Source organism: Bradyrhizobium sp. F1.13.3 (genome assembly GCF_040548265.1).
Lineage (GTDB): Bacteria > Pseudomonadota > Alphaproteobacteria > Rhizobiales > Xanthobacteraceae > Bradyrhizobium.
The window spans coordinates 508,111-529,794 of the sequence record NZ_JBEPRI010000002.1 but is presented as its reverse complement, the minus strand read 5'-3'; the positions used below and the strand labels follow the sequence as shown (position 1 = coordinate 529,794).

Sequence of the window (21,684 nt, the reverse complement as noted above, 5' to 3'; positions counted from 1 at the left end):
TACTGTGCATGGGGTTGTTTTCGCAGTTTTTGTTTTGAGGTCACCCGGACCTCAAGCAGAACCTAGCGATTTCCGCCGAACAGCCGGTCCATCAGCCAGCCATCAAGTCCTGCGGCTGCTTCCGGTCGCGCATTGGCGCGCGTGGGGGGCGGGCGATAGCCGCCGTTGCTGGCTGGTGCCGGTGCGGGCGCTGCCGCCGTTGGCGGCGACACTTGCGACGTCGCCTGCGCGAGGTTCGACAGGCCCCAGCCACCTGGAGAGCTTGGCAAGGCTGCCACCGGCACGCCCTCGTGCGCCGTCTTCATGAAGCGCGACCAGACTTCGACCGGCAAGCCGCCGCCGGTCGCCTTCTTGGTCGGCGAGTTGTCGTCATTGCCGAGCCACACGCCGGTGACGAGGTTGGCGGTGTAGCCGATGAACCAGGCGTCGCGGTAGTCCTGGCTGGTGCCGGTCTTGCCGGCCGCCGGCCAGCCCGGGATCTCCGCCTTCTTGGCGGTGCCGCTGATCAGTGTTTCCCGCATCATCGCGTTCATCATGCCGACATAGCGCGGGTCGACCACCTGATTGTGCTCGTCCGCCTGGCGCATGTAGAGCAGCTTGCCGCTGAGCGTCCTGATCCGCGTGACGACATGCGGCGTCGCCGTGAAGCCGCCATTGGCGAAGGGTGCATAGGCGCCGACCAGCTCGACCATCGAGACTTCGGAGGTGCCGAGCGCGATCGAGGCGTTGGGCTCGAGTTTCGAGGAGATGCCGAGCCGGTGCGCGGTGCGCACCACGTTCTTCGGCCCGACCTCGAGGCCGAGGCGGATGGCGACCGTGTTGAGCGACATCGCGAGCGCCTGGGTCAGCGTCACCGCGCCGAAATATTCGTGGGTGTAGTTCTCGGGTTTCCAGCCCTTGACCTCGATCGGCGCGTCCTGGCGGAGCGTGTCGGGCGTCAGCCCCTGCTCGAGCGCGGTCAGGTACACGAACGGCTTGAACGAGGAGCCCGGCTGGCGCCTGGCAGTGACCGCGCGGTTGTACTGGCTCTCGGAATAGTTCCGGCCCCCGACCATGGCGCGCACCGCGCCGTCAGGCGTCATCGCCACCAGCGCGCCCTGGCTGACATTGAACTTCACGCTCTTGGCCGCGAGCTCGTCGATGATGGCGGCTTCGGCCACGCTCTGGAGCTTCGGATCGATCGTGGTCTCGACCTTGATGCTCTCGTCGATCTGCCCGACCAGATCGTCCAGCACCTCGCCGATCCAGTCGGCGACGTAATTGACCGTGCCGGCGCCGACCGGCTTCACATTGTAGGAGGGTTGGCCGATCGAGGCCTGCGCTTGCGCTTCGGTGATGAATTTGGCATCCGCCATCGCCGTGAGCACGATTTTCGCGCGCGCTTCTGCGCCCTCGGGGTTGCGGTTCGGCGCGAGCCGCGAGGGCGATTTGACGAGGCCGGCCAGCATCGCGGCCTCCGCGACGGTGACGTTCTTGGCCGACTTGCCGAAATAGCGCTGCGCGGCGGCCTCGACGCCATAGGCGCCGGAGCCGAAATAGACGCGGTTGAGATAGAGCTCCAAAATCTCGTTCTTGGAATGCTTGCGCTCCAGCCACATCGCGAGCTCCGCTTCCTGCAGCTTGCGCGCCATGGTGCGCTCTTGGGTCAGGAACAGGTTTTTCGCCAATTGCTGTGTCAGCGTCGAGCCGCCCTGCGACACGCCGCGATGGAGCACGTTGGCGACGAGCGCGCGCAGGATGCCGACGGGATCAATGCCGAAATGCGAATAGAAGCGGCGATCCTCGATGGCGATGAACGCCTTGGGCAGATATTGCGGCAGATCCTTCAGCGCGACATTGGCGCCGGCCATCTCGCCCCGTTGCGCCAGCATGCTGCCGTCGATGCCGACGATCTGGATCGTCGGTGGCCGCTTGGGGATTTCCAGCGACTGGATCGGCGGCAGATGAGCGCCGACATAGATCACGACGCCGATCACGGCGATTGCGCCCCACAGGCCCAGCACCGCGCCCCAATAGACCAGGCGGCCGAGACTGGCGCCAATGCGCGACTTGGATCGCCGCTTGGCGCTGCCGCGGCCGGCCGGCGCCTTCCGCTCGCGCGGCTGCTCGTCGCCGGCATCCTCGCTCTTGCGCTTGGCAGATGATTTCGTTGGTTTCTTCGGCTTGTCATCGCCGCCAGGAATGCGGTCGGCTGCGGTCAGGCGCAGATCGGCGAGTGCCGCAGGCAAGCCGAACAACGGCTCCTTCCGCCCACCCTTTTTCTTTCCCAACCCCATACGCAAACGCCCGGTCAGCCCGCCCCGCCGCACGCTAGCGGTCGCTGTTTAAGGCCCGGTTACCCAGAGCTTAACGCGTGATTAGGAGGTGCGGCATTCGCTGGCCGCAGTTCCGCTGGGTGGACGGCAGAGCTAGGATCGCGCGCATAAAACAAGAGGGAACTCAGATGGGCCACATCGATCCGACCAAGGAGATTTTCGCGCAGTTCCGGGACAACGACCGCCCCGGCCCGATCCACATGCTCAACCTGGTGCGCTTGCGCAAAGAGGCGGCCTATCCGGATGGCCGCAAGGCGAGCGGCGCGGAAGCCTATGCGGCCTATGGCCGCGAGAGTGGCCCGGTGTTCGAACGCCTCGGTGGCCGCATCGTCTGGCAGGGCAAATTCGAGCTGATGCTGATCGGCCCCGAGACCGAGCGCTGGGACCATTGCTTCATCGCCGAATACCCAAGCGTCGCCGCCTTCGTCGAGATGATCCGCCATCCCGTCTATCGCGAAGCGGTGAAGCACAGGCAGGCTGCGGTGGAGGATTCACGGCTCATTCGGCATGCGGTGCTGCCCGTGGGAAAGAACTTTGGCGAGGTGCCGGAGTAGAGCCACGTCGTTCCGGGGCGATGCGAAAGCATCGAACTCAGGTGCGCAATTGCGCACCTGAGAATCTCGAGATTCCGGGTCTGGCGCTTGCGCGCCAGCCCGGAATGACCGTGCGGAACTAGCCCGCCGGACCCGCATCCTCCAGGATCGGGCCGAACAGCTCCCAGCGTTCGCCGTTGAACTTCATCATCTGAAGCTGCTTGTTGACGCGGTAGTCGGTCGCCGAGGTGTTGGCCTTGATGCCGGGCAGGGCGATATCGCTGGTCACGTCCTTTAGCGACGCCGCCTGCTTCATGACATTTTCGCGCGTCAGGTTGTCGCCGCACTGCTGCAGCACGTGGGCCAGAAGCTGGGCGGTGCCGTAGCCGTAGGTGTTGAAGTTCGAATCCTTGTCGCCGTCCGGATAGTACTTCGCCATGAAATCGAAATACTTCTTCAGGCCGGCATCGTCCTTCCAGGTCGGATCGAGCGGATCCTTGCCGTAATTGACGCTGATCACGCCCTTGGCGGCGTCGAGACCGGCAGGCTTCATCACCGCGCCGACCGAGGTGGCGTTGATGTCGACGATCTGTACCGGCTTCCAGCCGATCTCGCCGATCTTCTTGATCGCCTGCGCCGCCTGCTTCGGCGTGCTGGCGCTGAAGAACAGATCGGCGCCCGCATCCTTGATCTTGAGGATCTGCGAATCGACCGTCGGGTCCGAGACTTCGTAGGAGGACTCGTTGACGATCATCTTGGCGGCCTTGTCGCCGAGTCCGGCCTTGATGCCGTTCAGATAGTCCTTGCCGAGGTCGTCGTTCTGATAGAGCACGCCGACTTTGGCTTTTGGATATTCCTTCAGGATGTACTGGCCGTAGATGCGGCCTTCGACGAAATAGTTTGGGTTGTACCCCATCGTCCACGGAAAGTTCTTCGGGTCCGTGAACTTCGAGGCGCCCGTGGCCGCGAACAGCTGCGGCACCTTCTTGGAGTTGAGATATTTTTGCACGGCCGCATTCGATGGCGTGCCGATGATCTGGAAGGTCAAGAGCACCTCATCGCTCTCGACCAGCTTGCGCACCTGCTCCACCGCTTTTGGCGGCGAGTAGGCGTCGTCATACTGGATCAGGTTGATCTTGCGGCCGTTGATGCCGCCCTGGTCGTTGATCATCTTGAAATAGGCGGCCTGGGTCTTGCCGATCGACGCATAGGCCGACGCCGGTCCCGAGAACGGCACGGTCTGGCCGACTTTGATCTCGGTATCGCTGGCGCCCGGATCATATTTTTTCTGGGCATTGGCCGCCGAGACCGACAGCGCCAGGGTCAGCGCCGTTGCCGTGGCCAGATGCGGAATTCCATTCCTCATTCGCATTTCCTCAGTGTTTATCGCCGGTGATCAATCGGGTGCGCATGTGCGCACCTGATGTCACCGCTGAGGGCGATAGTGGAGGAGGCATTGTTGCAACGCAAGCTGGCGTGCGCCCGTAGTTCGTAGCATGCGCGGCTTCGTAGCAGGTTCGTAAGGTGGGCCGGCCCCGGCGGATGCGCGAAGCGCGTCCGCCGGGCGTGACCCACCCTATGAAATCTCCGAGAGACTAACCCGCTGGACCCGCATCCTCCATGATCGGGCCGAACAGCTCCCAGCGCTCGCCGTTGAACTTCATCATCTGCATCTGCTTGTTGACGCGGTAGTCGTTCGGCCCGGTGTTGATCTTGATGCCGGGCAGCGCGAAGCTCGGGGTGAAGTCCTTGATGTTGGCGACCTGCTTCATGACGTTCTCGCGCGACAGGTCGTCGCCGCACTGCTTCAGCACTTGCGTCAGCAATTCGGCGACTGAATAAGCATAGGTGTTGACGGTATTGAGCTTGTCACCTTCCGGAAAATACTTGTCCATGAAGGCAAAGAAGGCCTTCACGCCCGGATCGTCCTTCCACTGGGGATCACTGGGCTCCTTGCCGTATTGGGTGGAGATGATGCCCTTGGAGATCTCGAGGCCAGCCGGCTTCAGCGTCGCCGAGATCGGGCTCGCGTTGATGTCGAGAATGTGCACCGGCGTCCAACCGAGCTCGGCCACCTTCTTGATCGCCTGTGCCGCGAATTTCGGCGTAGAGGCGTCGTAGAAAAGGTCGGCGCCCAGCGACTTCAGTTTGACCACCTGCGAGTCCACCGTTGGATCGGTGACCTCGTAGGACACTTCGCCGACGATCATGCTGGCGGCCTTGTCGCCGAGCCCGCTCTTGAGGCCGGCGAGATAGTCGCGGCCCATGTCGTCGTTCTGGTAGAGCACGCCGATCTTGGCGTTCGGATGCTCCTTGAGAATGTACTTGGCGTAGATGCGCCCCTCGGACACGTAGTTGGGATTATAGGCGATGGTCCAGGGATAGTTCTGCGGATCGTTGAAGCGCGCAGCGCCGGTCGAGGCCAGGAGCTGCGGGATCTTCTTGCCGTTGAGATATTTTTGCACGGCGGCATTCGCGGCTGTGCCGATGATCTGGAAGGTGAACAGCACCTCGTCGCCTTCGACGAGCTTGCGCACCTGCTCGACCGTCTTCGGCGGCGAATAGGCATCGTCATACTGGATCAGATTGATCTTGCGGCCGTTGATGCCGCCCTGATCGTTGATCATCTTGAAGTAGGCGGCCTGGGTCTTGCCAATATTGGCGTAGACGGAATAGGCCCCGGAGAACGGCACGGTCTGGCCGATCTTGATCTCGGTGTCGCTCGCGCCGGTGTCGTATTTCTTCTGGGCGAGAGCTTGGTTGGCGGAGAACGCGAAGGCGAGCGCCGCCGTGGCAGTGATGAAGGCTCTGCGATTGCTCATGTGGGTTGTTCCTCCTGACGGAATTTCCGACCGACGGTCTTTTCCCGTTGATTGCCAACGGTCGCCATCGCTGTCGGAGATTGTGGAGGAACGGCAGGCGACGCGCAAGGATCGCGGCGCCGCGCTATGGCGTCTCAGGTCAGGAACAACGCTAACAGCGCGAGCGCCGCCGGCAGCGCCTGCACCATCAGGATGCGCGTGCTGACGGTCGCCGCGCCATAAGCGCCGGCCACGATCACGCAAAGCAGGAAGAACGCCTTGATCTGGAACGCGAAGGCCGGATTGCCGTGCACAAGCCCCCAGACCAGGCCTGCGGCCAGGAAGCCATTATAGAGCCCCTGGTTGGCGGCCAGCACCTTTGTGATTGCTGCCTTCTCCGGCGTGTTGCGGAAGACCTTCAAGCCCTGCGGCTTGTCCCAGAGAAACATCTCCAGGATCAGGAAGTAAGCGTGCAGTGCGGCGACCAGCGCCACCAGGATATTCGCGATCCAGATCAAGTTGAGCTCCCCCAGCGTCAGCTTTCGGGTGGACGTTAGCACGGCGGGCGTGGCAAGTGCGATGGCGTGTTTCGATGCCATGGTGCTGCAATGCCCGCGCGACCGACCAACCCACCTGTAAGCTTCGGCCTCGATCGGCTGGCGACGCCGATCGGGATTGCGCTGCTGGTCACCGACGCCGCGGGCGCCTTGCGCGCGCTCGACTGGGAGGATTACGAGCACCGCATGCGCGGGCTTTTGCGCCTGCATTACGGTGTGGTGGAGCTGAGTGACCAACTCGCGCCCGCGGCCATGCGGACCGCGCTGTCGGGCTATTTCGACGGCGACCTCGGCCAGCTCTCAGGCATCGCCTGGCGCATTGCCGGCACGCCGTTTCAGCAGAAGGTCTGGAATGCGTTAGCGCAAATCCCTGCCGGCACCACGATGAGTTACGGCGCGCTCGCCGCCAGGATCGACATGCCCAAGGCCATTCGCGCCGTCGGCCATGCCAACGGCTCCAACCCGATCAGCGTGGTGCTGCCGTGCCACCGCCTGATCGGCGCCGATGGTTCTCTGGTGAAATATGGCGGCGGCCTCGCGCGCAAGCGCTGGCTGCTGCGGCATGAGGGGGTGGAAATCTGAGGCAACGCATCAAGTGCTATTGGGGTTGATCCTCGGAGTTCCCTGCCTCCAGGCAACCCATTCGTCCGCGTCTCGAAGCGAGACGAAATCAGCGATTGGAATGTCGGTAAGGTCGGCGCGACGCTCGATCACGCGCCACCCGCCCTGTTCGAGCCGTTGGGTGATGATAGACTCCACCGGAAGAAAATCAGCCATAGGTCAACAATCCTTTTGGGACCCAGAGATTGGCCTCACGCCGCAGGCGCAACCGCCTTGTCGCCGGCCATCACGTGGGTCAGCGCGCTCTTGATCGCGGCCTGGCGCGTCGGCGCGCTGATCTGTGCGCCCAGGAGATCGGTGACGTAGAACACGTCGCGGGCGCGCTCGCCGAAGGTCGCGACATGGGCCGAGGCGATGTTGAGGTTGAGCTTCGAGATCGCGGTGGTCAGCTCGTAGAGCAGGCCGGGCCGGTCGAGGCCGGACATTTCGATCACTGTGTAGCGGTCGGACCATTGGTTGTTGATGGTCACTTCCGGCTCGATCACGAACGGCCGCGCCTTGCCGCGCACGGTGCGCCGCGCCACCACTTCGGGCAGACGCAGCTTGCCTTCCAGAACGTCCTCGATCATCTCGCCGATGCGCGTGGCGCGCCTGCCCTCGTCCTCATCGCGATCGTATTCCCTGGAGATCGAGATCGTGTCGAGCGCGCGCCCGTCGGTCGTGGTGTAGATCTGGGCATCGACGATGTTGGCGCCGGCCGAGGCACAGGCGCCCGCGATGATCGACAGCAGCCAGGGATGGTCGGCGGCGAAGATGGTCAGCTCGGTGACGCCACGCACCTCGTCGAAGCCGACATTGATCGCGAGCTTGTGGCCGGCCTGCTCGCTGGCACGGACGAAGCGCGCATGGCGGATCTTGCGCGGCAGCTCGACTTTGAGCCAATAGGCCGGATAGTGCCGGCCGATATAGGCGTCGAGCTCTTCCGCCGGCCATTCCGCGAAGGCGTTACGGAATTCGGCGTATGCGGCCGTGAGGCGCTTGCCGCGGTCAACCTCCGAGAAGCCGCCCGTCAGCACCGGTTCGGTCTCGTAGTACAGCGAGCGCAAGAGCTGCGCCTTCCAGCCGTTCCACACGCCCGGACCGACGCCGCGGATGTCCGCGGTGGTCAGGATCGTGAGCAGCTTCATCTGCTCGACCGACTGCACCACGGCGGCGAAATTCTCGATGGTCTTGCGGTCGGAGAGATCGCGCGACTGCGCGACCGTGGACATCGTCAGATGTTCCTCGATCAGCCAGGCCACGAGCTCGGTGTCGGCCGGACTGAAGCCGAGCCGCGGGCAAAGCCGTCGCGCCACCTTGGCGCCGGCAATCGAGTGATCCTCGGGCCGGCCCTTGGCGACATCGTGCAGCAGCGTCGCAATGTAGATCACGGAGCGATGCTCAGGCCGGATCTTGCGCATCAGGTCGCTCGCCACCGCGAATTCCTCGATGCCGCCGCGCTCGATGTCCTGGAGGAAGCCGACGCAGCGGATCAAATGCTCGTCGACGGTGTAGTGATGATACATGTTGAACTGCATCATCGAGACGATCTTGCCGAAGGCGCGGATGAAGTGGCCGAGCACGCCGGTTTCGTTCATCCGCCGCAGCACGATTTCCGCATTGTCGGATGTCAGGATCTCCATGAACAGCCGGTTGGCCTCGGGATTTTCGCGCATCTGCGCGTTGATCAGGCCGAGCGAACGCGTCACGTCACGCATCGCGTCCGGGTGGAAGGCGAGATTGTTCTTCTGCGCCAGGCGGAAGATGCGGATCAAATTGACCGGATCGTGCTTGAAGACGTCGGGCGCGGCGACATTGATGCGGTTGTTGTCGACGATGAAGTCGTCGCTGTCGGGCACCCGCCGCTTCACCGCGGTGGGGCGCAGCCGCGCCATCATCCGGCTCAGCACCGGCGCGGGCTTGGCCTGCTGGTCCTCGAGCTTGGCGCAGAGGATGGCGGTGAGATTGCCGACTTCCTTGGCGACCAGGAAGTAGTGCTTCATGAAGCGCTCGACGTCCTGCATGCCGGGATGCGAGGTGTAGCCGAGCCGGACCGCGATCTCACGCTGGAGGTCGAAGGAGAGGCGCTCTTCGGCGCGGCCGGAGTGGAAGTGAAGATTGCAGCGCACCGACCAGAGGAAGTCGGCGCAGCGGCGGAAGGTGCGGTATTCCTGCGCGTCGAATACGCCGCGGCCGACCAGCTCGTCGGTGTCGCTCACGCGGTAGACGTACTTCGCGATCCAGAACAGCGTGTGCAGGTCGCGCAGGGCACCCTTGCCGTCCTTGACGTTGGGTTCGACCAGATAACGCGATTGGCCGCCGCGGCGATGCCGCTCCTCACGCTCGGCGAGTTTCGCGGTGACGAATTCCGACGCGGTGCCTTGCACGACCTCCTTGTCGAAGCGGGCGACCAGCTCGTCATAGAGCGGCCGGTCTCCGGTGAGGAAGCGTGTCTCCAGGATCGCGGTACGGATCGTCATGTCGCCCCGCGCCTGCCGGATCGACTCGTCGACCGAGCGCGTGGCATGACCGACCTTCAGCCCCATGTCCCAGAGACAATAGAGGATGGCCTCGGCGACCTGCTCGCCCCAGGCGGTCTGCTTGTAGGGCAGAATGAAGAGCAGATCGATGTCGGACTCGGGAGCCATCAGGCCGCGGCCATAGCCGCCGGTCGCCACCACCGCCATGCGCTCGGCACCGCTCGGGATCGGCGAGCGGTAGAGATGGCGCGTTGCCGCCGAATACAGGATGCGGATGATCTCGTCCTGCACGTGGCACAGCCGCTCGGCGCAGCGCCGGCCGTGGCGATCCTTCAGCAGGATCGTCTGTGCCGCGGCGCGCGACGCAATCAGCTCGGCCTTGAGCAGTTGCGCCATGGCCGTGCGGAACGCGTCCTCGCGTCCCTGATGCTTCTCGGCAAGCGCATCGACCGCGGCGGTGATCCGCGCGGTGTCGAAGCGATCGTCCACCTCGGCCTTTTGCTCAGTCGCGACGCTGTCCATGTCTCACCGGATATAAGAGGCGGCAGGCGCTGTCACCCGCCATTCTCTCGCAATGGTCGTTCCATGCTGGAAAGGTGCGGCTTTGGGCAAAGCTGTTCTCAGCCGGCGCGCTTTCGAGGGATGGATTTTCTCGTTGACCTCTAGATATAACTCATTGAAAAACAATGAAGTTTTGAGGAGGCCGGGCATGACCAGGTTTACACGACGCATACTGCTGGCGGGAGCGGTCGCTCTTGCCGTGTCCGCCGCGGCGCGGGCGGCGGATCCGCTCAAGGAAATCCGTATCGACTGGGCGACCTATAATCCGGTGTCGATGGTCCTGAAGCAGAAGGGGCTCCTGGAAACGGAGTTCGCCAAGGACGGCATCACCGTCACCTGGGTGCAGTCGGCCGGCTCCAACAAAGCGCTCGAATTCCTCAATGCGGGCTCGATCGATTTCGGCTCGACCGCGGGCTCGGCGGCGCTGGTCGCGCGTATCAACGGCAACCCGATCAAGTCGATCTACGTCTATTCGCGGCCCGAATGGACGGCGTTGGTGACATCAAAGGATTCCAAGATCGCTGATGTGGCCGACCTCAAGGGCAAGCGCGTCGCGGTGACGCGCGGCACCGATCCGCACATCTTCCTGGTGCGCGCATTGCTTGGCGCAGGTCTCACCGAAAAGAACATCACCCCGGTGCTGCTCCAGCACGCCGACGGCAAGACCGCGCTGATCCGCGGCGACGTCGATGCGTGGGCCGGGCTCGATCCGATGATGGCGCAGGCCGAGGTCGAGGACGGCGCGAAACTGTTCTACCGCAAGGCCGACGCCAACACTTGGGGCATCCTCAATGTGCGCGAGCAGTTTTTGAAAGACTATCCTGACGCCGCGCGCCGCGTGCTCGCGGTGTACGAAGAGGCGCGCAAATATTCGCTGGCGAATTACGACGAGCTCAAGAAGACCTTCATCGCCGTGACCAAGCTGCCGGAGCCTGTCGTCGACAAGCAGCTCAAGGAGCGCACTGAGCTTACCCACAGCCGCATCGGCGCGCCCCAGCGCGAATCGATCCTCGCCGCGGGCCTCGCTTTGCAGCAGGCCGGCGTCGTCGATGCCAAGGTCGATGTGAAGGCAACGCTCGACGCTCTGATCGACGACCAGGTTCCGCTGCCGACGAATTGAAGGCAGGTGCGCGGCAAACTCGGTCGTCGTCCCGGGGCGCGAAGCGAACCCGGGACCCATAACCGCAGGAAGCGGTTTGGGGCCAAAGGGTAACTCCGAGTCCCCGTAACCACTTCTCCCTGTGGTTATGGGTCCCGGATCTGCGCTCCGCTTCGCTGCGCTTGTACGGGACGACGCCGAGAGTGTCGCGCGCCCTTGCAATCCCCGATCAGACGCGCTTCCTACGGCCATGATCTCCGACGCGCCAGTGCTGCAACAAACCTCGGAACCTGCTGAAAGCGCCGCCGCGCCCTCGCGGCTGTCGCGCTATGCGGGGCCGACACTGGGATTGCTGTTGCCACTGACCCTCGCGCTTGGCTGGGAACTCCTAGTCTGGCTCGGCTGGTCCAACGGCCGGCTGGTGCCGCCGCCCTCGCGCGTGTTCGCCACCATCGCTGATCTTGCCCGCTCCGGCGAACTGGGCCGTCACATCGCCGCGACACTGTGGCGCGTCGGCCTTGGCTTTGCGTTCGGCGTGGTCGCGGGCACCTTGCTCGGCGCCATATCCGGCTATTGGTCGCTGGCGCGGCGGCTGCTCGATCCGACCGTACAGGCGCTGCGTGCAATTCCATCGCTGGCCTGGGTGCCACTGTTCATCCTCTGGCTCGGCATCTTCGAGACCTCGAAGATCGCGCTGATCGCGGTCGGCGTGTTCTTCCCGGTCTATCTCGGCGTGATGGGCGCGATCCTCATCGTCGATCGCAAGATCGTCGAGGTCGGTCGCACCTTCCGTCTCTCCGGACCTGCCATGATCCGCCGTATCCTGCTGCCCGCGGTGCTGCCGGCCTATGTCGTGTCGTTGCGCGTCGGTCTTGGTCTGGGCTGGATGTTCGTGGTGGCGGCCGAGCTGATCGGCGCGTCTGAAGGCCTCGGCTACCTCCTGCTCGACGGTCAGCAGCTCGGCAAGCCCGCGCAGATCCTCGCCGCCATCGTGATCTTCGCGATCCTCGGCAAGCTCACGGATTGGCTGATCGAGATCGCGGCCGCGCCCTTCCTGCGCTGGCAGGACGCCTTCGGGCGTACGACGGGAGCATAAGGCGATGCTGGCGCTCGACCGGGTCAGCAAGACCTATCCCAACGGCGTGCAGGCGCTGGCGCGCTTTTCCGCCGAGATCAGGCAAGGCGAGATCGTCGCCATCATCGGCGGCTCGGGCTGCGGCAAGTCCACGCTGCTGCGCGCCATCGCGGGGCTCGACCGCGCAAGCTCGGGCACGGTGACGCTCGACAACGAGCCGATCGCCTCGCCGCATGCCAAGATCGGCATCATCTTCCAGGAGCCGAGGCTGCTGCCCTGGCTCAGCGTCGCCGACAATATCGGCTTTGGTCTTGCCGACGGGCCCGCGACCGAGCGGCGTGAAAAGGTGGCGCGTGCGCTCGAGCGTGTCGGGCTCGCCGAGAAAGCGCAGGCCTGGCCGCGCGAGCTCTCGGGCGGGCAGGCACAGCGCGTCGCGATCGCCCGCGCCCTGGTGCCGCAGCCCGAGGTGCTCTTGCTCGACGAGCCGTTCTCGGCGCTCGATGCCTTCACCCGCAGGGACCTCCAGGATCATCTGCTCGATCTCTGGGCCGACACGCGGCCGACGCTCATCCTCGTCACGCATGACGTCGACGAGGCCGTGGTGCTGGCCGACCGGGTGCTGGTGATGCGGCCGCGGCCGGGCCGGCTGTTCGACCAGATCGAGATCAATCTCGGCCGGCCACGCGACCGCAATTCGCCGCTGTTCGAGAATTTCAAGCGAAGTGTGCTGACGTCACTCGACCGTTCGCTCGACCGCAGCGTGCCCGACCGTGACGCAACCCAGGGTCCCGGTCAGGCCATGTGGTGGTGACAATTTCTCTCTGAGCCGGTACATCGCAATCCGGTACTTCGCAGAGACGATTTTCCCGGGAGAGACAAAATGGACGCCGCAGCACTGCGCCAGATGCAGGCCCCGATCAAGGAGCGCTACAAGACCGATCCCAAGACCGCGATGATCACGTTGAAGGCCAAGGGCTCGACCGACAGCGAGGGCATCGCCTGCAAGGTCGAGACCGGCCGCGCCATAGCAATGGCCGGCCTGCATCCCGCGACCGGCGGCTCCGGCCTCGAGCTCTGCTCCGGCGACATGCTGCTCGAGGCGCTGGTCGCCTGCGCCGGCGTCACGCTGAAATCGGTCGCGACCGCGATCGAGGTACCTTTGAAGACCGGCAACGTCTACGCCGAGGGCGATCTCGATTTCCGCGGCACGCTCGGCGTCGACAAGGAGACCCCGGTCGGCTTCGCCGAGATACGTCTGCGCTTCGACGTCGACACTGATGCGCCGCAAGACAAGCTCGACCTGCTGCTCAAGCTCACCGAGCGCTATTGCGTGGTCTATCAGACCATCAAGAACGGCCCGAAGGTGTCGGTGTCGATGCAGCGGATGTGACTGCGAGGTCGCAAGGCCAACAATCGATGTCGTCCCGGCCTAGTGCGCAATTGCGCACGGCGGGCCGGGACCAATGACCCCGATGCTGATTGTCTTGCGATACTGACAACCACGATTCGTCCAACACAGCGCAGCCTGTGGTTATGGGTCCCGGCCTTCGCCGGGACGACAAAGAAAAAAATGTCCCCCGAGCTCCACTTCATCCTCATCCTCCTGCTGCGCATGGCGATCGCAGCAGCGTTCGTCGTGACGGCGTCGATCATCACCGAGCGCTCAGGGCCGGTGATCGGCGCGCTGGTCGCGACCTTGCCGGTTTCGGCCGGACCATCCTACGTCTTCCTCGCGCTCGACCACGATGCCGCCTTCATCGCGCAGGGCGCACTGTCGAGCTTGCCGGTCAATGCAGCGACGATCTTCATGTGCGTTGCCTATGTGGTGCTGGCACAGCGGCGCAGCCTGCTGGTGAGTTGCGGAAGCGCGGTCGCGGTCTGGATCGTGTTCGCCTCGATCATCAAGCAGTTCGACTGGTCGCTCACCGCCGGGCTCGCAGCCAATCTGATCGCGTTCGGCATCTGCATTCCGCTGCTCGCGGGCTATCGCTACGTGAAGATGCCACTGGTGACGCGGCGCTGGTATGACGTGCCGATGCGGGCCGCGCTGGTCGCGACCCTGGTCGCCATTGTCGTCTCGACCTCGGGCTGGGTCGGTCCCCGCATCAGCGGCATCATCGCGCTGTATCCGGTGGTGTTCTCCAGCATCATGTTGATCCTGCATCCACGCATCGGCGGTCCGCCGACCGCCGCGGTGCTGGCCAATTCGGCCTGGGGCCTGCTCGGATTCGGAATGGCAATCGCGGTATTGCACGTTGCGGTCGTGTGGTTCGGCTCCGCCATCGGTCTTGGGCTTGCACTCGCCACGTGCATCGTTTGGAATCTTACGCTGTGGGGGATCGGGCGGCGTACGCTGCACAAGGCGCGATAAGCACCGTGACACTACGGATAGCGCAATATCGAGTCGCGAACGGCCTCCTTCGGTGAAACCCGTTTGCGCCAACAGCGCGTCCATGTTCCGCAACGCGTTGAACAACAAGTCTCATTTCAAGTGACGCGATCGCGGCTGCCGCGTGCGAGAGAACGTTCGTGCAGCGCCAAGTTGCTCCTTTTGCCCGTCGATCTCCAAAAATCCGTTAGAACTTTATTCGACTCTTTCCCGTACGACTGACCTTGCGTACCCGCCTCGGTCTTCGCCATGCGACTTTTACCGGCGGAATTGTCGATTGGAATTCGGCACGTGTTGCCGCCGTCACGTCCCGTGATCCCCGTTACGCCATTTCATAATTTGGAGATTCCCATGTTTGGCCGCAAGTCCCGCAACGACGCGGATGCTAAGCTCGCTGCCATCGGCCGCTCGCAGGCCATGATCGAGTTTGCCATAGATGGCACGATCCTGAGCGCCAACCAGAATTTCTTGAACGCCCTCGGCTACTCCCTCGACGAGATCAAGGGAAAGAAGCATGCCATGTTCATGCCGGCCGATCAGCGCGAGAGCGCCGAGTACAAGGCGTTCTGGGCTGCATTGAACCGTGGCGAGTATCAGGCACGCGAGTTCAAGCGGATCGCGAAGGGCGGCCGTGAGGTCTGGATCGAAGCATCCTACAATCCGGTGCTCGACGGCAACGGCAAGACGGTGATGGTCGCAAAGATTGCGACCGACATCACCGAGAAGAGGATCCGGAGCATGACGGACGCGTCGAAGATCGCCGCCATCAGCCGGGCCCAGGCCGTGATCGAGTTCAAGCTCGACGGCACCATTGTCACCGCCAACGAGAATTTCTGCAACGCGCTCGGCTATTCGCTGACCGAGATCCAGGGCAAGCATCACAGCCTCTTCGTGCCACAGGCCGAGCGCGACGGCACGGCCTATCGCGAGTTCTGGGCCGCGCTCAACCGTGGCGAATACCAGGCCGGCGAGTTCAAGCGCATCGGCAAGGGCGGTCGTGAGGTCTGGATTCTCGCCTCCTACAATCCGCTCCTCGATGAGAACGGCAAACCCTTCGGCGTCGCCAAATTCGCGACCGACGTCACGGCGGAGAAGCTGAAGAATGCCGACCTTGCCGGCCAGATCTCGGCGATCGAGAAGGCGCAGGCGGTGATCGAGTTCAACATGGACGGCACGATCATCACCGCTAACCCCAATTTCCTCGGCGCCCTCGGCTATTCGCTGGCTGAGATCAAGGGCAAGCACCACAGCATGTTCGTGGAGCCGTCGGAGCGCGATGGCAATGGCTATCGCGAGTTCTGGGCGGCGCTCAACCGCGGTCAGTATCAGGCGGCCGAATACAAGCGCATCGGCAAGGGCGGCAAGGAGGTCTACATCCAGGCCTCCTACAACCCGATCATGGATCTCAATGGCAAGCCGTTCAAGGTCGTGAAATATGCGACCGACGTCACGAAGCAGGTGCTGGTCCGCATGGGCAACGAGCGCGTTCGCGGCATGATGGAATCGGTCGCCGCCGGATCGGAAGAGCTGAATGCCTCGGTGCGGGAGATCTCCGAGGCCATGACCAAATCGCGCGAGACGGCGATGAGTGCGGTGGAGCAGGTCGCGTCCGCTGATGCCCAGGCCCAGCGCCTCACTGAAGCGGCGCTGGCGATGAGCGGGATCGTCGAGCTCATCAACAACATCACCGGGCAGATCAACCTCCTGGCACTTAACGCCACCATCGAATCCGCCCGCGCCGGCGAAGCCGGCCGCGGCTTCGCCGTAGTTGCTTCCGAAGTGAAGAGCCTCGCCAACCAGGCCAAGCAGGCCACTGACAAGATCGGCGCTGAGATCGGTAGCCTCAACGGCATCTCCGGCGACGTCGTGAGCGCGCTCGGTTCGATCAAGCAGGCGATCACCAGCGTCAGCGAATATGTGACGTCGACCGCCGCCGCCGTCGAGGAGCAGAGCACGGTCACGAACGAGATGTCGAATAGCATGCAGCGCGCGGCAGCCGAGGCAGCGGCGATCGCGGCAAGGGCGTAACGCGCCTAGAACCGTAGGAGGTCCTACGGCACCTCATTCCTTCGGCAGCTTGGCCTTCAAGGCATACAGCGCATCGAGCGCTTCGCGTGGCGACATCTCGTCCGGATGCAGCGCCTTCACCGCGGCCATCAGCAGTTCGGCCTCGCTCGGCGGCGCGGCTTCTGCGGCGGCGCGTGAGGGCACTGCGAACAGCGGCAGATCGTCGGCGAGCGCGCGCGCGGTCTGGCCGCGGTCCTGGGCTTCCAGCTTCGCCAGTACCGATTTGGCGCGCGTGATCACGGCTGGCGGCAGGCCTGCGAGCTTGGCGACCTGGATGCCGTAGGAGCGATCGGCCGAGCCCGGCAACACCTCGTGCAGGAATACAACGTTGCCCTGCCATTCCTTCACCCGCACGGTCGCGTTGAACATCCGTGGCAGCTTGGCGGAGAGCGCCGTCAGCTCGTGATAATGCGTCGCGAACAGCGTGCGGCAGCGGTTGGTCTCGTGCAGGTGCTCGATCGCGGCCCAGGCGATCGAGAGGCCGTCGAAGGTCGCGGTGCCGCGGCCGATTTCATCAAGGATCACGAGCGCGCGCTCGCCGGCCTGGTTCAGGATCGCAGCCGTCTCGACCATCTCGACCATGAAGGTGGAACGGCCGCGGGCGAGATCGTCGGCGGCGCCGACACGCGAGAACAGGCGATCGATGATGCCGATCCGCGCGCGTGTCGCCGGCACGAAACTTCCGATTTGAGCAAGAAGAGCAATCAGCGCATTCTGGCGCAGGAAGGTCGATTTACCGGCCATGTTCGGACCGGTCAGCAACCAGAGCTGGCCGGATTTTTGCGCGGGGCCCGGCGAGAGGTCGCAGGCATTGGCGATGAACGGCTCGCCATTGCGCTTCAAGGCCTGCTCGACGACGGGATGGCGGCCGGCTTCGATGGCGAAGCCGAGTGAGGGGTCCACCTCGGGCCGCACATAGTTCTCGTCGATCGCCAGCTTGGCCAGCGAGGTCGCGACGTCGAGCAGCGCAAAGGCGTGGGCCGCGGCGCGCAGCTCCTCGCTGATTGCCAAAGCCTTGGCGCAGAGCCGCTCGAAAATTTCGAGCTCGAGCCCGAGTGCGCGGTCGCCGGCATTGGCGATCTTGGCTTCAATCTCCCCGAGTTCCGAGGTGGTGAAGCGGACCTGGCCGGCCAGCGTCTGGCGGTGGATGAAAGTCGCGTTCAGCGGCGCCGACATCAGCTTGTCGCCGTGCTGCGCGGTGACCTCGACGAAATAGCCGAGCACGTTGTTGTGCCGGATTTTGAGGCCCTTCACACCCGTGTTGTCGGCGTAGCGCGCCTGCATCGAGGCCACCACCAGGCGCGAGGCGTCGCGCAGGTTTCGCGTTTCGTCCAGCGCAGGCTCATAGCCCTGGCGAACGAACCCGCCGTCGCGCTTGATCAGCGGCAGCTGATCGTCGAGCGCCCTGGCGAATTCCGCCGCGAGCTCGCGCGATGGCCTTTGCAGCGCCGCCATCACCACGGCGATCTCATGCGGCGGCTGGTCGAGTTCGCCAAGCCGCATCAGCACCTGGTCGGCGGCGATGATGCCGTCGCGCAGGCCGGCGAGGTCGCGCGGCCCGCCGCGGCCGACGGATACACGGGCCAGCGCCCGCGACATGTCCGGGGCGCCGCGCAGGATGCTGCGGATGTCCTCGCGCGCGGCCGAGTCGGCAACGAAGCTGCCGACGGCATCCAGCCGCCGCGCAATCGCTGCCGCATCGGTCAGCGGCGCGGCAAGCCGCTGCGCCAGCAGGCGCGAGCCGGCCGAGGTCACCGTGCAGTCGATCGCATCGAGCAGCGAGCCGCGGCGTTCGCCGGCCAGTGTCCGCGTCAGTTCGAGATTGGCGCGGGTGGCGGGATCGATCGCCATCGTCGCACCCGAAGCTTCGCGCGCTGGCGGCGACAGCGGCGGATGCTTGCCGACCTGGGTGCGGTCGACATAGGTGACGGCGGCGGCGGCAGCAGTGGCTTCCAGCCGCGTGAGCTGGGACAGTCCGTCCATGGTCGCGACGGCAAAATAGTCGCACAGCCGCTTCTCGGCGGTGGCGCCGTCGAAGACGTCGCGGGTCAGCGGCGTCACCGCCGGCAGCTCGCGCAGGGTCTGTCCGAGCTCGCTATCGTTATAGAGCGCGTCGGTGACGATCACCTCGTTCGGATTGATGCGCGCCAGCGTGGCGGCGAGTTCGCCGCCCGAACATTCCGTCACCGTGAATTCGGCGGTCGAGATGTCGATCCAGGCGAGGCCAAAGCGGTCACCGCCCGCCGATGAGCGCGCGCGCGCGAGCGCCAGCAGGTAATTGTTGGCGCGCGCGTCGAGCAGCGTGTCCTCGGTCAGCGTGCCCGGCGTGACCAGCCGCACCACGCCGCGGCGCACGACGCTCTTGTTGCCGCGCGCCCTGGCGGCGGCGGGATCCTCGGTCTGCTCGCACACCGCGACCCGGTGGCCGGCGCTAATCAGCCGGTGCAAATAATCCTCCGAGCGCTCGACCGGCACGCCGCACATCGGGATATCGGCGCCCTGATGCTTGCCGCGCTTGGTCAGGACGATGCCGAGTGTCCTGGAGGCGATCTCGGCGTCCTCGAAGAACAGCTCGTAAAAGTCGCCCATCCGGTAGAACAGCAGGAGGCCCTGATGCGCCGCCTTGATTTCAAGGTACTGTTCCATCATCGGCGTGACGCGCGCGGCAGCTTCCGCCTGCGGCGCGGGCGCTTCGTCGGGGGGCGGCATAGGGATCGGCTGTTGCATCGTCATGGGCGGCGCAACCTACAAAATTTCACCCCGCGCTCCTATCGCTTTGGGCGGGGAGGGGAGGTTTTCCACGTTGTCCGCACCGCGGCATGCGCAACTCGCGTGCGCACCCCCAGGAACACGCGCGTATCGGTCAATTGACCTGCCGCGGGCGCCCTCCTAAAACTCCGTCGACATTGAAGAATTTAGGCCGGATCGCGGCATTCAGGGAGAATAACGATGCGTGACGTCTTTATCTGCGATGCCGTGCGGACCCCGATCGGCCGTTTCGGCGGCTCGCTCGCCAAGGTGCGTGCCGACGACCTTGCGGCGGCCCCGATCAAGGCGCTGATGGCCAAGCATCCCAATCTCGATTGGGCAGAGGTTGACGAGGTCTTCTTCGGCTGTGCCAACCAGGCCGGCGAGGACAACCGCAACGTAGCACGCATGGCGCTCCTGCTTGCGGGCCTGCCGGATTCAGTTCCCGGCCAGACCCTGAACCGGCTCTGTGCCTCCGGTCTCGATGCGGTCGGTGCGGCCGGCCGCGCCATCCGCTCCGGCGAGATCGAGCTTGCGATTGCGGGCGGCGTCGAATCCATGACGCGCGCGCCCTTCGTGATGGGCAAGGCGCAGGAAGCGTTCTCCCGCTCGGCTGAGATATTCGACACCACGATCGGCTGGCGGTTCATCAATCCGGTGCTGAAGGCGCAGTATGGCGTCGACGCGATGCCCGAGACCGGCGAGAACGTCGCCGAGGAATTCCAGGTCTCGCGCGCCGATCAGGACGCCTTCGCAATCCGCTCGCAGCAGCGCGCGGGCGCCGCGATCGCGGCCGGCTATTTCGCCGAGGAGATCATCCCGATCACCATTCCTGGCGGCAAGGCCGGCCCTGTGACCGTCGATAAGGACGAGCATCCGCGTCCCGAGACCACGCTGGAAGCGCTGACGAAGCTCAGGCCGATCGTGCGCAATCCCGGCACGGTGACCGCCGGCAACGCCTCCGGCGTCAACGACGGCGCCGCCGCGATGATCTTGGCGTCCGAGGCCGCCGTGAAGAAGCACGGCCTGACGCCGCGCGCGCGCATCCTCGGCCTCGCGTCGGCCGGCGTGCCGCCGCGCATCATGGGCATCGGCCCGGTGCCGGCCACCCGCAAGCTGATGGAGCGTCTCGGCAAGAAAATCAGCGATTTCGACCTGATCGAGCTCAACGAAGCCTTTGCCTCGCAGGGTATCGCCTGCATGCGCCAGCTCGGCGTTGCCGACGATGCCGATTTCGTCAATCCGCACGGCGGCGCGATTGCACTCGGTCATCCCCTCGGCATGAGCGGCGCGCGCCTTGCGCTCACCGCCGTGCACGGCATGGAGAAGCGCGGCGGCAAGCTGGCGCTCGCCACCATGTGCGTCGGCGTCGGCCAGGGCGTTGCCGTCGCGATCGAGAAGCTGAATTGACCGGACGCCCCAGACTCGTCATGCCCGGGCTTGTCCCGGGCATCCACGTTCTTGGTGCCGCGAGAAGAAGGTCGTGGATGGCCGGGACAAGCCCGGCCATGACGCAAGGTGAGGGAGCATCCCATGATCATCGCGCGCGAGCAGGACGTCACGGCCGCGGCATTGGCGGTGATGGAGCAGACATCCGATCCCCGGATGCGCCAGATCATGGTCTCCCTGGTCAAGCATCTGCACGGTTTTGTCCGCGACGTTCGCCTGACCGAGAAGGAATTCCGCGACGCCACGGCTGTTATCGCCGAGCTAGGCAAGCTCTCGACCGACACGCATAACGAGGTCGTGCTGATGGCAGGCTCGCTCGGCGTCTCGCCGCTGGTGTGCCTGCTGAACAATGGCGATGAGGGCAACACGGAAACCGACCAGTCGCTGCTCGGACCGTTCTGGCGGCTGAACTCGCCGCGGGTGGAAAATGGCGGATCGATCGTCCGCTCCGAGACCCCGGGCGCGCCGCTGTTCGTCAACGGCCGCGTCGTGGACAAGGACGGCCGTCCCGTCGCCGGCGCCGAGGTCGACGTCTGGCACGCCTCGCCGGTTGGTCTCTATGAAAACCAGGACCCCGAGCAGGCCGACATGAACCTGCGCGGCAAGTTTACGACCGACCAGGACGGAGCCTTCTCTTTCCGCTCCGTGATGATGGTCGGCTATCCCATTCCGACCGACGGCGTGGTCGGCCGGCTCCTGGAGGCGCAGAGCCGGCATCCCTATCGTCCCGCGCACCTGCACGCCCTGGTCTTCAAGCCCGGATTCAAGGTGTTGATCTCGCAGGTCTACGACCCCGCCGATCCGCATATCGACAGCGATGTGCAGTTCGGCGTGACGAAGGCCCTGATCGGCAAGTTCCTGCGCCATGACACGCCACATCCAACCGAGCGCGACGTCGCGACGCCCTGGTATTCGCTCGACCATGTCTACCGGCTCGAAGCCGGCGAGGCCGTCCTGCCGCGTCCGCCGATCAAATAGGGCTCAAAGCCGCTTCCCCCAATTAGTTATAT

17 protein-coding genes are annotated in these 21,684 nt (G+C 64.5%); 10 read left to right on the top strand and 7 right to left on the bottom strand.

The annotated features are described in order from the left end of the window. Nucleotides 1-62 precede the first annotated feature (62 nt). A complete protein-coding gene (locus ABIB66_RS07280; RefSeq protein ID WP_354254632.1) occupies nucleotides 63-2,276 on the bottom strand; it encodes a transglycosylase domain-containing protein in 2,214 nt (737 codons plus the stop codon). Between the two features lie 167 nt (nucleotides 2,277-2,443). Here ABIB66_RS07280 and ABIB66_RS07275 point away from each other — a divergent pair, with 167 nt between their 5' ends. Then, nucleotides 2,444-2,869 (top strand): DUF1330 domain-containing protein, encoded by a 426-nt coding sequence (locus ABIB66_RS07275; protein WP_354205880.1) that lies wholly within the window; start codon nucleotides 2,444-2,446, stop codon nucleotides 2,867-2,869. Nucleotides 2,870-2,987: 118 nt separating this feature from the next. On the opposite strand, the gene ABIB66_RS07270 is transcribed toward ABIB66_RS07275, so the two are convergent. The 3 genes from ABIB66_RS07270 to ABIB66_RS07260 form a co-directional block, all read right to left on the bottom strand. Beyond that, nucleotides 2,988-4,214, bottom strand: a complete 1,227-nt coding sequence (locus ABIB66_RS07270) for an ABC transporter substrate-binding protein (RefSeq protein WP_354205882.1) — start codon at nucleotides 4,212-4,214, stop codon at nucleotides 2,988-2,990. Nucleotides 4,215-4,443: 229 nt separating this feature from the next. Then, on the bottom strand, nucleotides 4,444-5,670 hold the full coding sequence (locus ABIB66_RS07265; RefSeq protein ID WP_275168634.1) for an ABC transporter substrate-binding protein: 1,227 nt from the start codon (nucleotides 5,668-5,670) through the stop codon (nucleotides 4,444-4,446). A gap of 134 nt (nucleotides 5,671-5,804) precedes the next feature. Beyond that, entirely contained in the window at nucleotides 5,805-6,248 is a 444-nt protein-coding gene (locus ABIB66_RS07260) for a DUF1304 domain-containing protein (RefSeq protein WP_354205885.1), read from the bottom strand. A gap of 9 nt (nucleotides 6,249-6,257) precedes the next feature. On the opposite strand from ABIB66_RS07260, the gene ABIB66_RS07255 reads away from it, so the two are divergent. Then, nucleotides 6,258-6,788, top strand: coding sequence for a methylated-DNA--[protein]-cysteine S-methyltransferase (locus ABIB66_RS07255; protein WP_354205887.1), 531 nt, complete (start codon nucleotides 6,258-6,260; stop codon nucleotides 6,786-6,788). Between the two features lie 9 nt (nucleotides 6,789-6,797). Here ABIB66_RS07255 and ABIB66_RS07250 read toward each other — a convergent pair whose 3' ends face one another. Continuing rightward, the gene (locus tag ABIB66_RS07250; protein WP_354205889.1) at nucleotides 6,798-6,983 is read right to left on the bottom strand and encodes a hypothetical protein; all 186 of its coding nucleotides are present in this window, start codon (nucleotides 6,981-6,983) and stop codon (nucleotides 6,798-6,800) included. 35 nt (nucleotides 6,984-7,018) lie between these two features. Continuing rightward, a complete protein-coding gene (locus tag ABIB66_RS07245) occupies nucleotides 7,019-9,808 on the bottom strand; it encodes a [protein-PII] uridylyltransferase (protein ID WP_354254630.1) in 2,790 nt (929 codons plus the stop codon). 187 nt (nucleotides 9,809-9,995) lie between these two features. On the opposite strand from ABIB66_RS07245, the gene ABIB66_RS07240 reads away from it, so the two are divergent. The 6 genes from ABIB66_RS07240 to ABIB66_RS07215 all read left to right on the top strand — a co-directional run bounded on the left by ABIB66_RS07240 (nucleotide 9,996) and on the right by ABIB66_RS07215 (nucleotide 16,438). Continuing rightward, nucleotides 9,996-10,967: an aliphatic sulfonate ABC transporter substrate-binding protein gene (locus ABIB66_RS07240; RefSeq protein WP_354205893.1), complete on the top strand. Its 972-nt coding sequence runs from the start codon at nucleotides 9,996-9,998 to the stop codon at nucleotides 10,965-10,967. 229 nt (nucleotides 10,968-11,196) lie between these two features. Beyond that, entirely contained in the window at nucleotides 11,197-12,042 is an 846-nt protein-coding gene (locus ABIB66_RS07235) for an ABC transporter permease (RefSeq protein ID WP_354205895.1), read from the top strand. A gap of 4 nt (nucleotides 12,043-12,046) precedes the next feature. Continuing rightward, nucleotides 12,047-12,832 carry an ABC transporter ATP-binding protein gene (locus tag ABIB66_RS07230; RefSeq protein ID WP_354205897.1) on the top strand — a complete coding sequence of 262 codons (786 nt, stop codon included), beginning with the start codon at nucleotides 12,047-12,049 and terminating at the stop codon, nucleotides 12,830-12,832. A 69-nt stretch (nucleotides 12,833-12,901) separates the two neighbouring features. Continuing rightward, nucleotides 12,902-13,411: an OsmC family protein gene (locus ABIB66_RS07225; protein ID WP_027566043.1), complete on the top strand. Its 510-nt coding sequence runs from the start codon at nucleotides 12,902-12,904 to the stop codon at nucleotides 13,409-13,411. Nucleotides 13,412-13,591: 180 nt separating this feature from the next. Then, the gene (locus tag ABIB66_RS07220; protein ID WP_354205900.1) at nucleotides 13,592-14,392 is read left to right on the top strand and encodes a hypothetical protein; all 801 of its coding nucleotides are present in this window, start codon (nucleotides 13,592-13,594) and stop codon (nucleotides 14,390-14,392) included. A 369-nt stretch (nucleotides 14,393-14,761) separates the two neighbouring features. Next, entirely contained in the window at nucleotides 14,762-16,438 is a 1,677-nt protein-coding gene (locus ABIB66_RS07215) for a methyl-accepting chemotaxis protein (protein WP_354205902.1), read from the top strand. 33 nt (nucleotides 16,439-16,471) lie between these two features. Here ABIB66_RS07215 and mutS read toward each other — a convergent pair whose 3' ends face one another. Further along, entirely contained in the window at nucleotides 16,472-19,210 is a 2,739-nt protein-coding gene (gene mutS, locus ABIB66_RS07210) for a DNA mismatch repair protein MutS (protein ID WP_354205904.1), read from the bottom strand. A 216-nt stretch (nucleotides 19,211-19,426) separates the two neighbouring features. Here mutS and pcaF point away from each other — a divergent pair, with 216 nt between their 5' ends. Both pcaF and ABIB66_RS07200 read left to right on the top strand, forming a co-directional pair. Then, entirely contained in the window at nucleotides 19,427-20,635 is a 1,209-nt protein-coding gene (gene pcaF / locus ABIB66_RS07205) for a 3-oxoadipyl-CoA thiolase (protein WP_354205906.1), read from the top strand. Nucleotides 20,636-20,758: 123 nt separating this feature from the next. Continuing rightward, the gene (locus ABIB66_RS07200; RefSeq protein ID WP_354205908.1) at nucleotides 20,759-21,652 is read left to right on the top strand and encodes a dioxygenase family protein; all 894 of its coding nucleotides are present in this window, start codon (nucleotides 20,759-20,761) and stop codon (nucleotides 21,650-21,652) included. Nucleotides 21,653-21,684 lie beyond the last annotated feature (32 nt).

Bases quoted from the DNA above. Each gene is read 5' to 3' on its own strand.
- ABIB66_RS07280 (WP_354254632.1), bottom strand. From the start codon at position 2,276: ATGGGGTTGGGAAAGAAAAAGGGTGGGCGGAAGGAGCCGTTGTTCGGC.
- ABIB66_RS07275 (WP_354205880.1), top strand. From the start codon at position 2,444: ATGGGCCACATCGATCCGACCAAGGAGATTTTCGCGCAGTTCCGGGAC.
- ABIB66_RS07270 (WP_354205882.1), bottom strand. From the start codon at position 4,214: ATGAGGAATGGAATTCCGCATCTGGCCACGGCAACGGCGCTGACCCTG.
- ABIB66_RS07265 (WP_275168634.1), bottom strand. From the start codon at position 5,670: ATGAGCAATCGCAGAGCCTTCATCACTGCCACGGCGGCGCTCGCCTTC.
- ABIB66_RS07260 (WP_354205885.1), bottom strand. From the start codon at position 6,248: ATGGCATCGAAACACGCCATCGCACTTGCCACGCCCGCCGTGCTAACG.
- ABIB66_RS07255 (WP_354205887.1), top strand. From the start codon at position 6,258: ATGCCCGCGCGACCGACCAACCCACCTGTAAGCTTCGGCCTCGATCGG.
- ABIB66_RS07250 (WP_354205889.1), bottom strand. From the start codon at position 6,983: ATGGCTGATTTTCTTCCGGTGGAGTCTATCATCACCCAACGGCTCGAA.
- ABIB66_RS07245 (WP_354254630.1), bottom strand. From the start codon at position 9,808: ATGGACAGCGTCGCGACTGAGCAAAAGGCCGAGGTGGACGATCGCTTC.
- ABIB66_RS07240 (WP_354205893.1), top strand. From the start codon at position 9,996: ATGACCAGGTTTACACGACGCATACTGCTGGCGGGAGCGGTCGCTCTT.
- ABIB66_RS07235 (WP_354205895.1), top strand. From the start codon at position 11,197: ATGATCTCCGACGCGCCAGTGCTGCAACAAACCTCGGAACCTGCTGAA.
- ABIB66_RS07230 (WP_354205897.1), top strand. From the start codon at position 12,047: ATGCTGGCGCTCGACCGGGTCAGCAAGACCTATCCCAACGGCGTGCAG.
- ABIB66_RS07225 (WP_027566043.1), top strand. From the start codon at position 12,902: ATGGACGCCGCAGCACTGCGCCAGATGCAGGCCCCGATCAAGGAGCGC.
- ABIB66_RS07220 (WP_354205900.1), top strand. From the start codon at position 13,592: ATGTCCCCCGAGCTCCACTTCATCCTCATCCTCCTGCTGCGCATGGCG.
- ABIB66_RS07215 (WP_354205902.1), top strand. From the start codon at position 14,762: ATGTTTGGCCGCAAGTCCCGCAACGACGCGGATGCTAAGCTCGCTGCC.
- mutS (WP_354205904.1), bottom strand. From the start codon at position 19,210: ATGACGATGCAACAGCCGATCCCTATGCCGCCCCCCGACGAAGCGCCC.
- pcaF (WP_354205906.1), top strand. From the start codon at position 19,427: ATGCGTGACGTCTTTATCTGCGATGCCGTGCGGACCCCGATCGGCCGT.
- ABIB66_RS07200 (WP_354205908.1), top strand. From the start codon at position 20,759: ATGATCATCGCGCGCGAGCAGGACGTCACGGCCGCGGCATTGGCGGTG.